Origin of the sequence: Mycobacterium sp. M23085, assembly GCF_045343915.1 — a bacterium.
Taxonomy (GTDB): Bacteria; Actinomycetota; Actinomycetes; order Mycobacteriales; family Mycobacteriaceae; genus Mycobacterium.
This window is the reverse complement of record NZ_CP174280.1, coordinates 1,789,420-1,803,173: the sequence shown is the minus strand read 5'-3', so window position 1 is coordinate 1,803,173 and position 13,754 is coordinate 1,789,420. Positions and strand designations below refer to the sequence as shown.

The window sequence follows — 13,754 nt, the reverse complement described above, 5'->3', positions numbered from 1 at the left end:
GCCGTAAGTGCCATCGAGCGCAAGCTCAGGAACCACCGAGAGGGAGGTCGGACCCATGGGGGATGACAAGAGCGGACCGGAGGAAGCGGTCAAGGGGACCGTCGAAGGCGTGAAGGGCAAGGCCAAAGAGGTCGGCGGGGCCGTGCTCGGTCGCGACGACCTGACCAGGGAGGGCCAGGCCCAGCAGGACAAAGCCGACGCCCAACGCGATGCGGGTAAGAAGGAAGCCGAAGCGGAGTCGGCGCGGGCCGGCGCCGATGCCGCCGAAGAGCGCCAGAAGAAGAACCAGTAAGCCACCCGCCGAGGGGCCCGGTCCGATTGTCGGGCCGGGCCTTTTTCGCGCGTAGGGTACGCGACGACGCCGACCCGCCGACCGATGGTTTCAAACCGCCCTGCGGGGTAATCCCGGCTTGAGCGGCCCTTTGGCGGGTGGCGCGCTGGGAAGAGCGAGGTGAAGATGAGCTTGCGAGACCGGGTGTCCGGTGTGGTCACCTTTTTGCGCGCGGGCTACCCCAAGTGGGCACCCGACGTCGGGTACTCGCCGCTGCTGGCGCTGCTGCCCCGGCGGGTGTCAGACGACGAACTCGTCGCCATCGTCAAAAGGCTTCTCACCACACGGCGTTCCGGCATCGACAGCGCCGACGTCGGCGTGGAAATCATCGGGGTCACCGACGAGATGCCTTCCGCCGACGAGATCGAACGTGTCCTGGTCGCGGTGCGATCGGGCCGCCAGGACGGCTGACCGCTCAATCCCGTTGCAGGTCCACCACCAGCGGACGGTGGTCGGAGATGGTCATCAGGCTCGACTCCACGGCGCCCCCGCGCAGCCGGGGATCGTCGGTCAAGATGTGGTCGAGCTGGCGGGTGGGCATGTCCGCGGGAAACGTTCGTGCGGCAGCCAACGCCCGCATGCCCGACCAGCGGCGCACCGTTTTCGGCGTCATGTTCAAGTCCCCGGTCAACAGCCGCGGTCCCGGGAACCCGCCCAGGTCGTGAATCAATCGGCGCAACTGGCGCCGATTCCAGCCGGGAACAAAGGACAGGTGGGTGTTGGCCACGGTGAGTTCGCCCAGCGGGGTACGCAGTTGCGCGATGACCGCCGCGCGCGGCTCCTCGTCGACGACCATGACCCGGTTGGGGCCGGGCAGATACATCGGAAAGCGCATCGGTATGCGGGGCAGTCGCACCACTTGCCAACTGGTGACCGGGTATCGCGACAGCAGCGCGATTCCGTACGCGGCGGTGCCGGGTTGCTCGCGGCCAGTGGCGGCCATCCAGGTCGCTCCCGGCGTGCCCGAAATCGCCGCCACGAACCGGTGCTCCACCGCGCCCATGGCTTCGGCCGCCGCGGCGGTCAGGTCGGCGTGCTCGGAGCGTGGCTGATCGCAATCGACTTCTTGCAAGCTGAGCACATCGGGATTCAGCCGACGCACGCAGTCGCGCAGCCGGTCGACCACCACGCCGTCGCCGACGGTGCGCCCGTGCAGGATGTTGAACGTCGCCACGCGCATGGACTTTCACCTTTCGCCCTCATGCAGTCGCCGGGGCGGTGCGGTCACCGAAATACGACCTCGCCCACCGTGAGCAGTCGGGAAAGCACAAAGCCGGGCAGAATGGGTGCTGATCCGCCTGCCCTAGCAGCGAATTGGCTTCGATAGCATTGCGCGGCCCGACGTTTGCGCTCTGTCGCCCAGCCGGGCGTGGGCGCCGCGCAGGCCCGGTCCCAGGGCACCGCCGCATCCGCCGGGGTTGCCCAGTGCCACATCCAGATTGGATATTCCAGCAGCGTGGCGCTGGTGCGGGCGCATGCGGCCGAGGCCGCTCGCCCGACGGCTTCGTGATCGGGATGACCATCACCCCGCCAGGTGGCCGCACACCAGGTCGCGGGGCCGGCGACTTCGAGGATCTTCGTCAGTGTCTCGGTAAGCTCGTCTTCGTGATCTGTCAGCTCACCGTCGGGCAAGCCCAGCGACACCGGCGGAGGGACGTTCAAAACGTTTGTCGCCCTGCGTGCTTCGTATCGAAGAATGGTTTCCATGCGAAGCCGCTCCGAGGCAGGGGCGTCGGCGTGCGCGGCGGCGCCATCGCTGACACAGACCACCTGAACCCGAATCCCGCTGGCGGCCAACTGGGTGATCATGGCGCCCAAGCCGAGGGTTTCGTCGTCGGGGTGAGGGGCCACCACCACCAGACCCTTGCACTCGGTCAGGTCCAGTGTCGGAAGGGGCCTTTCCTGGAAAGCGGCCAGCCACAACGGCGCCGGAGTGCCGCCGTGCGTCAGGGGCTTGACTGCAAACCTGGCACAGTTGCCCTCCGGCAGGGTTTTCATGGGTGGCCGGCCGTCTGCAGGCCCGCCAGATGCCCGAGCTCGGCGAGGTCGCGCTCGGCATGGCTTTGCCGGATGTAGATGCTCAGGTCGGCGACCCGTTGCGCGTGCCGGCCATCCTGGCACAACGGTCCGGGACCCAGCGCACGCCCGGTGCGGGTGATGGCTTCGTCGACCGCGTGTTCCACCACCGTGCGCACGCGGCGGGCCAACAGCTGCGCGGTGCCGGCCCGGTCGAACGGGTCCTCGTCGATCTGACGCGCGGCCGCGGCCAGGATCGCCTCACCGGCGGCCAGCGCGGCGTCCACGGCGCCCAGGTGTGCCAGCGAATATGCGTCAGCGGATCGGCTTGCGGCACAGCGGTATAGCGGGTCGGCGACCCGGCGCGCACCGCCCAGCCAACAGGCGGCCACTCCGATGGCGCCATGCCAGAAGCCGGGCCGATTCAGGTAGGCTCCGGGATCCCCCACTGCGACGGCTTGAGCATTGGTGAACTGAACCGGTCTGGTGTCGCTGCCCGCCATTCCGGCGTTCCACCACGTACTGGGCAACGCCTTAACGGTCGGGTCGGTGGCGGCTACCGCAAACAGGCCATGCGTCCCGTCCACCAGCCGCGCGGTCACCAGCGCGTGGGTGCAGAACCCCGCGCCCGCGCACCACACCTTGGTACCGCTGAGGGTGAATGCCCCGTCGATGGCGGTGGCCGTCAGCGTGGCGTCCGGGGATTCGGCCGCCCACACGCCCCACAACTGACCCGGTTCGGGCGGTTTGCCGCCCAGCTCATGGAGTATCGCCACCGCATCGACATGGGCTTCGGCGATCCTGGCCGCCACGATGTTCTCCTCGGCCAGCCGCGCCAGTCGTTGCCAGCGTTCGGCGGTGCGACCCGAGGCGGGAAGGGGCAACTCGAGCCGCCCGGACTCCAGCCAGTGTTCAACCAGACCCGCCGTCACGCGCAATCACCCGCCGCCGATCTCCCCAACTGTCTGAGGTGGTCGACTCCGTTTAGGGTCCGAGCCCCGGTCCGCGCCGGTGGGATCACAGACAGTTCGGTGTGTCGATGAATGCGGTGGCCGGCGGGCTCGAACCGCTCAACCAAGTCAGCTTTTTCGCCGGTCGGCAGCGTTCGGAAGCCGCCGACATGCCGATACGCCGGCGCCTCGAAGCCCACGTCCGCGCCGGATCTCAATTGATGAACCAGCCAACGCGAGTCCACCCGGCTGTCGGCGTCGGTGGTGGCAAACCAGACTTTGTGGTCGTCTCTGAAGAGTGAGCGCGCGTAATTGAACCCGACGGCCCGGGCCGTGCCGAGGTGGTGCACGTCGACCTTGATGAAGTGCACATCGGGCCCGTACTCACCGGCCAGCTCGTCGCTGCCGTCGTCGCAACCATCGAGTACCACCACGATCTTCACCGGTATCGGCGCGCACAGGGCGGCGGTCAGCACCGCGCGCAGACACCTGGGCAGCTGCGCAAGCTCGTTGTGGACGGGTATCACGACGGCTGCAGCGTCATACCTAGATGGCACGGCGGTTGACATAACCCCAAGATTTCCCAATTAGCCGCAAGTTAAACGGTTTAGCGGCCGCACCAGGTTGCCCCGCCCGCCCGCCGGGTATGACCTAAGCACCATGGCCGCCACCGACGCCCACACCGACGGGTCCGTTTGCGCCGCGCAACTGCGAGATGCGCTGCGGGGCGCGGCGTCGGCGCTCAAGGAGAAGGGGCCACGTTTCGCCTTAGCCGGCAGTTATGCGCTATGGGCTTACGGCGCACCCGAACCCATTCACGACGTGGACCTGGTGGTAGCGGAGACCGACGTGGACGCCGCCGTCACCGCCTTGGCCGACGCGGGATTCGTCATCGAACGCCCGCCAGAGGATTGGTTGTTCAAGGCCCGTATCGGCGGAGTGCTTGTCGATGTCCTACACCGCATCAACGGGGTGCCCGTCGACGCGGACACGCTGGACCGCGCCGAGCAGCAGGATGTGCTGGCAATCCGCATGCCGGTGCTTCCGCCCACGATGGTGCTGGTCCAGCAGTTACGTTCGCTCGGCGAGCACTACTGCGACTTTGCCAAATTGCTGCCGGCGGTGCGTGCGGTGCGCGAACGGCTGGATTGGGACGGCATCCGGGCGCAAACGGCCGACAATGACTATGCGGCCGCGTTTCTGGTGCTCGCCGACCGACTGGGCCTGACGGGTCAGTGATTCCGCAGTTTGGCAACCAATTTGTCTTTGCTCAGGCTCGAATAGCCAGACATGCCAAGCTCTTTGGCGCGCTTCCTGAGTTCCGGCACCGTCCAGTCCTGATAGGACCCTGACTTGCCGCCCCTGCGGGAGACTTTTGACTTGCCCTGCCCGGCGGCGGCGTTCGAGATCCGCGCGGCCTTCTCCTTGGAGTCGCCCTTCTTGCGCAAGTCCTGGTACATCTTTTCGTTCTTGATAGACGAACGTGGCATGATCCATCCTCCTGTCCACGATGCGACATCTTTGTCAGTAGTGCCCGCCTCTGCCGCATCAAAAACCTGTCAGGCGGGCACCGGGTCGGTGCGGCGGTCCCAGCAGCGGTGTCGCGCCAGCGCGGCGGCGAGTTCCTCGGCGAAGCGGTCGGGCAACTCGTCGGCGGCGGCCGTGGTGGTAATGACGGCCTGATCGTTGAGAACGTCGGTGTCCTCGGCAAGACGGTTGGCGATACCGGCGGTGCGCAGCAGGCGGATGCCGGCCCCGTACGCGCCGATCGGTTTCAGGTGTTTGTAGGCCTCCGTCACGAAGTGCACCGCGTAGCCGTCGTCGGACAGCGTCGACACCGAGCGCGGCCCGCACGCCACCACGATGGCGTCGTAGAGCACCGACGCCATGGTCGTAATGGATCGGTCAACCGGGAGCTCGCCGCCGGACCCGCCCTCCAGCGTGCCGCCGGCTACCGGTGCCAACACCTCGACCACCGCACCGCGTTGGCCCATCTGTTCGATGAAGCGTTGCGTCCCCACCACATCGACACCGTCGGCGGCCAGCACGGCGATCCTGCGCGAGGCGATGGTGTCGCAGACACCGATCTGGGAAAGCGCCGGTGAGGCCGCCACATGATCATCGACCGGCTCCTCGGGCGGTTCGGGGAGGCCGAGCTTGGCCGCCACCGCAGCGGCCAGCCCGCCGTCCACCCGCGCGAGTTGTGCCACGACGTCCGAACGGATCTCGGGAATTTCGACCTTGCCAAGCTCGAAGGCGAACGCGGCCACGATGTGTTCGGCTTCGACCGGTGACATGCTCAGCCAGAACATTCGCGCCTGACTGTAGTGATTCTCAAAAGACTTGGCGCGCTTGCGCATTACCTGCCCGTCCACCCGCTCGGTGTAGTGCCGGAAGACGTTCTCATCGGCCAATGCCGGGCAGCCGCCGCCGATGCTGTTCTTGAAGTAACTCGAACGACCCTGCGGGATCGCGTGCTGCCCGTAGCCGTCATGCTGGTTGGTTCGGACCTCGGCCACCGGCCGGTTGATCGGCAGCTGAGCGAAGTTGGGACCGCCCAGGCGGATCAGCTGAGTGTCCAGGTAAGAGAAGTTGCGGAACTGCAGCAGCGGGTCGTTGGTGAAATCGATGCCCGGCACCACGTTTGCCGTGTGGAACGCCACCTGCTCGGTCTCGGCAAAGAAGTTGTCCGGGTTGCGGTTCAGCACCATCTTGCCCACCGGCCGGACCGGAACCTGCTCCTCGGGAATGATCTTCGTGGCGTCCAGCAGATCGAAATCGAACTTGAACTCGTCCGCCTCGGCGACGAGTTGCACGCCCAGCTCCCACTCCGGATACTGGCCCGACTCGATCGAGTCCCACAGATCGCGGCGGTTGTAGTCGGGGTCCTTGCCGGCGATCTTTTGGCATTCGTCCCAGATCAACGAGTGCACACCGAGGCGGGGCTTCCAGTGGAATTTCACGAAAGTTCCTGCGCCGCTGTCGTTTACCAGGCGGAAGGTGTGCACGCCGAAGCCCTGCATCATGCGGTAGCTGCGCGGCAGCGCCCGGTCTGACATCAGCCACATGATGGTGTGCAGCGTCTCGGGCTGCAGGGCCACGAAGTCCCACAGCGTGTCGTGCGCCGACTGCGCCTGCGGAATCTCGTTGTGCGGCTCGGGTTTCACCGCGTGCACAAAGTCGGGGAACTTGATGCCGTCCTGGATGAAGAACACCGGAAAGTTGTTGCCCACCAAATCGTAATTGCCTTGCTCGGTATAGAACTTGGTTGCGAAGCCGCGCACGTCGCGAACGGTGTCGGCCGATCCGCGCGACCCGGCCACCGTGGAGAACCGGACGAACACCGGAGTCTGAACACCGGGGCTGGTCAGGAATCTGGCCGCGGTGTAGTCCGCCAGCCAGTCGTCGTATGGCTCGAAATAGCCGTAGGCCCCGGCGCCGCGGGCGTGCACCACGCGTTCGGGGATGCGTTCGTGGTCGAAGTGGGTGATCTTCTCCCGGGCGTGAAAGTCCTCCAGGAGCGTCGGACCCCTTTCGCCGACCGTCAGCGAGTCATCGGTGTGATCGATACGGACGCCTTGCTGAGTGGTCAGGTATCCGGTGTCGCGGCGGAACCGGGCCGGTTCCAGATCGCGTTGCTTGGTATTCTGGTCGGTGGCCATGCCGTGGGGGTTACCACCGGCCATCCGGAGCAAACGGCGCGGATGCACGGCAATTGATAGGACACCGGATTACCCACCATCGATAGGGGTAGTCGGAAGCGATGGTTCAAACGGCCAAGGTCGGCTCGGCGACCGGTTGTCGACCTGCGCGGCAGCGAGGTGAAGTCGGATGATCGATGACCGATCGGCTATCCGGATGGAGCTGGAGACCGCCCAGGAGCTACCTGTCCTGACCGTCGAGGGCGTGCTGGACAGCTTTACCTACCGAACGGTCCGCGACGCCATCATCTACGCCGCGATCAACGAGCCGCGTGCGGTGATTGTCGATATCAATCATCTGCATGCGCCATCCGCTTCGGCCTGGACGGTGTTCACCAGCGCTCGCTGGCACGTCAGCGTGTGGCCCGACGTGCCGATCCTGCTGGTGTGCGCGGCGCCGCAGGTTCGGCGCGCAATGAGGACGGTCGGCGTCACACGGTATGTGCCGATACATTCCACGCTTGAGCTCGCCCTGGACGCGGTGGCGAGCCAGTCCCTACGCGTCCGTCGTCGGGCCCGCGCCAGCCTTGCGCGAAACATCAGCAGCCTTGAGGTTGCGCGCGGCGTGACCGCCGAATGGCTCACCCAGTGGGACATCGCTGAGGTGATCCCCGTCGCCGCCACGCTGGCTACCGTCTTCGTCGAAAATGTTCTCGACCACACGCAGAGCGCGCCAGTGTTGATTGTCGAAAGCTATCAGGACACCGTCACCGTCGCGGTCGAAGACACCAGTTCTCGCCTGCCCGGGCGGCATGAAGATGCCGACTGGGGGGCCGACATCGTTTCCGGGCTGGCCATCGTCGCCGCGCTCTGCCGGGCGTGGGGTGCGACCCCGACGTCGTCGGGCAAGACCGTCTGGGCACTGATCGGTCAAGAAAACCAGTTCTGACCGTGAGTAGTGTTCGTGTCCTTCGGAACTCGTTATCACTGATGAGCTTTTGAAGCCCCGTTGCGGTACCCGGATCCGCGCGAATTCGACTTCACCGGCTAGAAGCGCACTTCGCTGATGCGCCGCGTCCGACACCGGATGCACCAGCGCTCGACCCGACGGGTTTCCGGGAACGGGTCAAGATCTACGCCACCGATGTCAACAAGGACGCGCTCAGCGAGGCGCGCGGCGCCTCCTGCGGCGCGCGGTGATCTTCGGGCGTAACGACCTGGCCGAGAGTGCGCCGACATCGCGCGTCGATCTGCAAGTGTGCCCGACAGCCTGATGTATCTCAACGCGGCGATGCAACGAAACATGTTGGGGCCGGCCACAATTTGGCCCGTCCCTCATGGCGCACTGTTTCTCGGGCATGTCGAGATGTTGCTCAGCCACGGCGACCGGTTCACTCCGCTGAACCTGAAACACCGGCAACGTGGACCTCTCGGGGTTGACGACGGTGCCCGACTTGGCGTTTCGCCCCGGCCCGGTGGCCCACATCGTGGTCACCGGCTAAGGACACCGTCGGGATGATCAGTCAGGCGCCGACCATGTTCGGGCTCTCGCCCCGCGACGTCGGCCGGCTGCTGCGCGATCTCGAGGTGTCTCGTCCTACCAGCCGGTGGAGCTGCGTGCGTATCTGGACAGGCAAAGGTGGGACGGCGTTCGGCCCGAGTCAAGGACGTCAAATGGCAGCGGCCGGGCGCGGAGATGGTGTGGTTCGAGTCGACCGGGAAATGAAGGTCATCCTGCCGCTAAGTGTCCGCCTTATCGACCCGTGCCCTGGCCCGGCCGGAGGGTGGCAGTTAAGCGCTTAATTCCTGTACAGCAGGCGAATCCCGGTCCGCGATGCGAAGACGCCGCCCACGCGGTTTCGCGATTACCGGGCAGGGTATGCCATCCGTGTTGGCCAAAAATGATCGTGGCGCGGAGGGAATCTCAGTTGAGGGTGGCAATTGTCAGCGGCGACGACGTCGTCGGGGAGGACCCGGCGCAGTTGTGCGCCGCCCTGGCGGCCGAAGGCCACGACACCACGCTCTGCCTACGACGAGCCAGTCGACGTTCCGCGCAGGCGGCAACCGAGGGCAACTACCGCCGCGCCTCGGTTCCCGTCGGTCCGCGCAAAGCAGCATCGCCGGTCGACGTGCTCCCCTATGTAGGGGAGTGGGCGGAGACACTGGACCGGATCTGGTCAACCGAGCAGCCCGACCTCGTGCACGCGTACGGCTGGCTGGGCGGCTTGGCCGCTCAACTGGCCGCGCGACGCCGAGGTATCCCGACCGTGCAGACGTTTTTGGGATTGGCCGCGACGTCGTGTTGCCATGGCGGGGCGGAACGGGACGAACGGGAGCGCATCGAACCGCTCCTGGCGCGCAGCGCGGCCTGGGTGACCGGCGAGAGCAGCGACGACGTCGATGCGCTGGCCCGACTCCGTCACCGGCGGGCCAGGGTGTCCGCTTTGACGTGCGGGGTCGATGCTGGCCGCTACACTCCGACGGGTCCGACAGCCCCGCGCAACGGTCTGCAACGCATTCTCACTGTGACGCCAAACCCATTGTGGTACAACGGCCTCGATATCGCCATCCGCGCTTTGCCCAAGGTGCGCGGTGCCGAATTGGTGATCCTGGAAAATGACGCCAGCAACAGCAGCCACAACGATGCGCGGGCCCAGCTGCAACGTCTCGCGTCGGAGCTGGGTGTGGCCGATCGCGTGCGCTTTGCCGGTCGGGTCACCGATGACGAACTGCCGAAGTTCATCCGGTCCGCGGACGTGGTGGCGTGCACTCCCCGCCAACCACCCCGGGCCACCGCCGTGTTACAGGCCATGTCCAGTGGGGTGGCGGTGATCGCGGCCAGCGTGGGGGTCCTTGCCGACGTCGTGCTCGACGACATCACCGGTCTGGTGGTGCCGCCGGAGAATCCCATCGGGTTGGCCGCGGCAACGAGAAGACTTCTCGCCCAAACCTTTCAATCCAAGAGTATGGGTTCGTCGGGCCGCAGCCGCGCCGTGTCGCGCTTCGCGTGGCAGCGGATTGCGCTGGACACGCTGAATATCTATGGAACGGTCGGGTCGCAGAATCGGATCGGTTCACCATCGACGGTGCGGTGATGCAAAGATGCAGGCGCTCAGAGTTTTTCATTCAGGCTGGCCATGACCACCGCGACGGGCGGGGTCGCCAGCAAGTTTTCCACGCTGGCTGCGCGCGTCGCCGGTGAACCGACCGAAGGGGCCGAATCCGGTTATTGTCCCGCCCGTCCGGTGCTGGGCCGTGACTCGGAACCGTCCCTGCATTCAGTCGCGGTGCAATACAAGCAGTTTCGCACCGTCGACTCGCTGGCCGCGCGGCAATTCTTGGCCAGCGTGTATCGGCCGGGCTGGCGGCTCAGCGGACTCGCGACTCAGGCCGCGTTGTCGCACCGGCGCAGTGATGCCGGCTCGATGACCGTCGACGAGGTGATGATCCAGGGGCGTGTGTCGCTCGAGATTCCGGCGGCCGACACCCTTGTGGTGATTCAGCCGCGAGCGGGAGCGTTGAGCATTGCGGGCGGCCCCGCGGCGACGGCCGACTTCCCGATCCTTATCACCCACGGCATGCCTCGCGTATTGCACTGCAACGGCGCGCGTTTCGATGTGGTGACCGTCGAGGCGGACGTGCTGCACAAAGTCGCCTCGGACTGGCACGCGTCGTTGGCGCAACAGACCCAGTTCGTGAATTGGCGGCCACGTTCCCGCGCCGCCGTGCGGGCGTGGCACCGAGCGCTGGATTACGTGGTTGGCACCTTGGCCTCCGCCGACACCGCCCACCAGCCGCTCATCGCCGCGGGGATGGCCAACCTGCTGGCCGCGGCGTTGCTCGAGTGTTACCCGTCCAATCTCAGCGAGCAAGACCCGGCCAGCGATCTCGCCATGCCCGAAACCCTGAAAGAGGCCGTGTCTTTCATCCACCGCCACACTACCGAGGACATCGGCATCAACGATGTCGCCGGTGCGGTGCATCTGACGCCGCGGGCCGTCCAGTATCTTTTCCGCCGCCAGCTCGACACCACACCGACCGAGTACATGCGTCGTGTCCGGCTCAATCGCGCTCACCAAGAGCTGGTGGCGGCGACGAGCGTTACCTCGACGGTCACCGAAATCGCCCAGCGGTGGGGATTTGCGCACACCGGACGGTTCGCCGTGCTCTACCGGCAGACTTACGGCCAAAGCCCGCACACCACATTGAGGCAGCAGGCCTCAGCATCCTGACCGGAGCGCAGGCGGTCGCCAGCCCACCGCGGGCCACGCCGGTCGCGGCCGCCAAGAATGCCCGACGCGACAATCCAGCCACTGGTCTAAGCGTCTCATAAGAATCGTTTGCCGAATTTCGGAAAAGTGAGCCGAACTTGGGGATAAAATCGTCTCATCCTTAGCTGTGGCAATGGGGCCGCGTTGGAGGGGGGAGCGGTATGAGTGCTCGACGATCGGCTCGCCCAGTTGACCCGTTCCCCGACCAGCTCCCGCCGAGCGAGACGGTGTCGGTCCGGGCGGCCGACGGCACCCGGCTGCACGCGCAGGTGTTCGGGCCGCCCGACGGTTATCCCATCGTCCTGGCGCACGGCATCACCTGCGCGATCCGGGCGTGGGCGTATCAGATCGCCGACCTGTCCAACGACTACCGGGTGATCGCCTTCGATCATCGCGGCCACGGGCGAAGTGGCGTGCCGCGTCCCAAGGCCTACGGCCTCAAACACCTTGCTTCCGACCTGGACTCGGTACTGGATGCGACGCTGGCGCCGCACGAACGGGCCGTGGTGGCGGGTCACTCGATGGGCGGCATCACCATCACCGCGTGGTCGCAGCGCTACCGCCACAAGGTTGCGCGGCGCGCCGACGCCGTGGCGCTGATCAACACCACCACCGGTGATCTGATCCGGAAGGTGCAACTGCTGCCGGCGCCGTACGGGTTGTCGCCGGCCCGGGTTCTTGCCGGGCGCGCCCTGATCAACGCGTTCAGTGGGTTCGCAGTCCCGCGTGCCGCCCGCATCCCGAGCCGCTATATGGTGGCGATGCTGGCATGCGGACGAGACGCCGACCCGAGCATCGCCAGGCTGGTTTACCAGCTCTTCGAGGAGACGTCGCCGGCGGGGCGGGCCGGGTGCGCGCGGGCGCTGGTCACGTCGCTGGGATCGCGGCATCTCAGCCTGGACGGCCTGACCGTGCCGACACTGGTCATCGGCAGCGAACGCGACCGGCTGACGCCGATCAGCCAGTCCCGCAGGATCGCACGCACCGTGCCCCACCTGATCGAACTGGTCGAGCTGCCCGGCGGTCACTGCTCGATGCTGGAACACCCGCGCGAGGTGAACCGCCAGTTGCGCGCGCTCGCCGAAATGGCGGTGCACAACGCGGCCACCCGCCGCATCAGCTCATAGCAGGGCGGTGATCTCGGCGGCCGCGCGCTGCCCGGAGCGGATCGCCCCGTCGAGGAACCCGGTCCATTCGTCGGCGGTTTCGCTACCGGCCCAGTGAATCGGCCCGACCGGTTCGCGCAACCACGGCCCGAACCGTGTCCACGAGCCCGGCGGCACGGCGGCGGTCGGGCCGCCGGGCGCGAATTCCTCCACCCCCCAACAATGATCGACATAGTCCAGCGGTTTGAGCGCTTCATCGCCGAAAAGCGTTGCAAAGCAGCGCAATGCGTCGCGGCGGCGCTGATCGCCGGGTAGCGAGTCAAAGACGCGGGCGTCGACGAATCCCATCAGGATGCCGGGGCCGTCCGGGTGCGGACTGACGTCGAAGGTGATGAATACCGGGCCCTCGTCGGACAGCGCCTGCCCGGAAAACCCGTTGGTCCGCCAGAACGGCGTCGAATAGGCCGCGTAGGCCTTGCTGAGGCGACCCTGCGGCCAATGCCGGGCGAGTTGCTCGTATTCGGCGGGCAGCGGGGGAGTGAACTCGATCGAGGCGCGGTGGGCCGGCGGAATGGCGACGATGACGAATCCGGCCTCGGTCTCGCCGCGATCGGTCGTGACGGTGACGCCCGCGCCGTGCCGCTCGATTCGGCGCACCGGGGCGTTGAGCACCACCCGGGCGCCCAGTTCGGCGGCCGCCGCCTCGGCGATCTGTTGCGTGCCACCGGGGAAGCGGTCCTGTTGGGCGCCGTCCTGGACGTCGAGCAACCGGTCCAGGCCGCCGGCCGCGTGCGCGTAGCGGGCGGCGTGCAGCATCGACACGTCGTCGGGCTCGCATCCCCAGGTCACCCGGGCCACGATCGCCAGCAGGTCGTGCGAGGAGGCGGTGGCGCGCACCGAACGCAACCAGCCGCCGAGCGACAGGCTGTCGAGTTCGCGGGCCCGGCGGGCATCCCACGGCGCGGCCAGCGGAATGCTGCGGGCGATCCTGTCGAACTGCCAACGCAACCGGCCGATGTCCAGCAGCCCGGTCAACGAAAGCTTGGGGATGGTGCCGTGATACGCGTGCGTCCACCCACGCCAATGGATGAGGTTCTTGCCGTCATGGTGTGTCGGCGTGGTCGCCACGTCGAGTTCGGCCGCCATCGCCAAGACGGCGTCCTGGGTGGGCCCCACGAAAGTGCCGCCCAGATCGGCCGGCAACCCGGCGACGCTGCCGGTCAGCGACCGGCCGCCGACTCGGTCACGACCCTCGAAAACCACCACGTCATGGCCTTGTTGGTGCAGCACGCGCGCCGCGGCGAGTCCCGCAAAGCCCCCACCGACCACCACAACGTCGACAATCCGTGGGGGTTTTGACACGCGGTCTAGTGAACCGCATTTCGGCGGTTTTCACGGCGATTTCTGCAAGCTAACCGGGCGAACGGCGGACGTTCGCA

14 protein-coding genes and 1 pseudogene are annotated in these 13,754 nt (G+C 66.7%); 8 read left to right on the top strand and 7 right to left on the bottom strand.

The window, feature by feature from the left end; all coding sequences use genetic code 11:
* The first annotated feature begins 55 nt into the window (after nucleotides 1-55).
* On the top strand, nucleotides 56-292 hold the full coding sequence (locus ACIUM1_RS08115; RefSeq protein WP_406816684.1) for a CsbD family protein: 237 nt from the start codon (nucleotides 56-58) through the stop codon (nucleotides 290-292).
* A 165-nt stretch (nucleotides 293-457) separates the two neighbouring features.
* On the top strand, nucleotides 458-742 hold the full coding sequence (locus tag ACIUM1_RS08110; protein WP_406816683.1) for a DUF3349 domain-containing protein: 285 nt from the start codon (nucleotides 458-460) through the stop codon (nucleotides 740-742).
* 4 nt (nucleotides 743-746) lie between these two features.
* Here the strand turns inward: ACIUM1_RS08110 and ACIUM1_RS08105 are convergent, their stop codons facing one another.
* The 4 genes from ACIUM1_RS08105 to ACIUM1_RS08090 are packed head-to-tail and all read right to left on the bottom strand — an operon-like array spanning nucleotide 747 to nucleotide 3,854.
* Entirely contained in the window at nucleotides 747-1,511 is a 765-nt protein-coding gene (locus ACIUM1_RS08105; RefSeq protein ID WP_406816682.1) for an endonuclease/exonuclease/phosphatase family protein, read from the bottom strand.
* 44 nt (nucleotides 1,512-1,555) lie between these two features.
* Nucleotides 1,556-2,329 carry a PIG-L deacetylase family protein gene (locus ACIUM1_RS08100; RefSeq protein ID WP_406816681.1) on the bottom strand — a complete coding sequence of 258 codons (774 nt, stop codon included), beginning with the start codon at nucleotides 2,327-2,329 and terminating at the stop codon, nucleotides 1,556-1,558.
* Nucleotides 2,326-3,279: an acyl-CoA dehydrogenase family protein gene (locus ACIUM1_RS08095; protein ID WP_406816680.1), complete on the bottom strand. Its 954-nt coding sequence runs from the start codon at nucleotides 3,277-3,279 to the stop codon at nucleotides 2,326-2,328. Before ACIUM1_RS08095 ends, ACIUM1_RS08100 begins: the two co-directional genes overlap by 4 nt.
* The gene (locus ACIUM1_RS08090; protein ID WP_406816679.1) at nucleotides 3,276-3,854 is read right to left on the bottom strand and encodes a glycosyltransferase; all 579 of its coding nucleotides are present in this window, start codon (nucleotides 3,852-3,854) and stop codon (nucleotides 3,276-3,278) included. Before ACIUM1_RS08090 ends, ACIUM1_RS08095 begins: the two co-directional genes overlap by 4 nt.
* A 103-nt stretch (nucleotides 3,855-3,957) precedes the next feature.
* Between ACIUM1_RS08090 and ACIUM1_RS08085 the strand changes: the two genes are divergently transcribed.
* Nucleotides 3,958-4,536, top strand: coding sequence for a nucleotidyltransferase family protein (locus ACIUM1_RS08085; RefSeq protein WP_406816678.1), 579 nt, complete (start codon nucleotides 3,958-3,960; stop codon nucleotides 4,534-4,536).
* Here the strand turns inward: ACIUM1_RS08085 and ACIUM1_RS08080 are convergent.
* Both ACIUM1_RS08080 and ACIUM1_RS08075 read right to left on the bottom strand, forming a co-directional pair.
* A complete protein-coding gene (locus ACIUM1_RS08080) occupies nucleotides 4,530-4,787 on the bottom strand; it encodes a Rho termination factor (protein WP_406816677.1) in 258 nt (85 codons plus the stop codon). The two genes, ACIUM1_RS08085 and ACIUM1_RS08080, sit on opposite strands and share 7 nt — an antisense overlap.
* Before the next feature lie 69 nt (nucleotides 4,788-4,856).
* Nucleotides 4,857-6,959 carry a catalase gene (locus ACIUM1_RS08075; RefSeq protein ID WP_406816676.1) on the bottom strand — a complete coding sequence of 701 codons (2,103 nt, stop codon included), beginning with the start codon at nucleotides 6,957-6,959 and terminating at the stop codon, nucleotides 4,857-4,859.
* 169 nt (nucleotides 6,960-7,128) lie between these two features.
* Here ACIUM1_RS08075 and ACIUM1_RS08070 point away from each other — a divergent pair, with 169 nt between their 5' ends.
* The 5 genes and pseudogenes from ACIUM1_RS08070 (at nucleotide 7,129) to ACIUM1_RS08050 (ending at nucleotide 12,336) form a co-directional block, all read left to right on the top strand.
* The gene (locus ACIUM1_RS08070; RefSeq protein ID WP_406816675.1) at nucleotides 7,129-7,887 is read left to right on the top strand and encodes an STAS domain-containing protein; all 759 of its coding nucleotides are present in this window, start codon (nucleotides 7,129-7,131) and stop codon (nucleotides 7,885-7,887) included.
* Nucleotides 7,888-8,027: 140 nt separating this feature from the next.
* Nucleotides 8,028-8,649 (top strand): annotated as a pseudogene (locus tag ACIUM1_RS08065) (CheR family methyltransferase); the annotation flags it as partial.
* Between the two features lie 217 nt (nucleotides 8,650-8,866).
* Nucleotides 8,867-10,033 (top strand): glycosyltransferase, encoded by a 1,167-nt coding sequence (locus ACIUM1_RS08060; protein ID WP_406816674.1) that lies wholly within the window; start codon nucleotides 8,867-8,869, stop codon nucleotides 10,031-10,033.
* Between the two features lie 42 nt (nucleotides 10,034-10,075).
* Nucleotides 10,076-11,170 carry a helix-turn-helix transcriptional regulator gene (locus tag ACIUM1_RS08055; RefSeq protein ID WP_406816673.1) on the top strand — a complete coding sequence of 365 codons (1,095 nt, stop codon included), beginning with the start codon at nucleotides 10,076-10,078 and terminating at the stop codon, nucleotides 11,168-11,170.
* Between the two features lie 200 nt (nucleotides 11,171-11,370).
* Nucleotides 11,371-12,336, top strand: coding sequence for an alpha/beta fold hydrolase (locus ACIUM1_RS08050; RefSeq protein ID WP_406816672.1), 966 nt, complete (start codon nucleotides 11,371-11,373; stop codon nucleotides 12,334-12,336).
* Here the strand turns inward: ACIUM1_RS08050 and ACIUM1_RS08045 are convergent.
* Nucleotides 12,331-13,677 carry a flavin monoamine oxidase family protein gene (locus ACIUM1_RS08045; RefSeq protein ID WP_406816671.1) on the bottom strand — a complete coding sequence of 449 codons (1,347 nt, stop codon included), beginning with the start codon at nucleotides 13,675-13,677 and terminating at the stop codon, nucleotides 12,331-12,333. The two genes, ACIUM1_RS08050 and ACIUM1_RS08045, sit on opposite strands and share 6 nt — an antisense overlap.
* Between the last annotated feature and the right edge of the window lie 77 nt (nucleotides 13,678-13,754).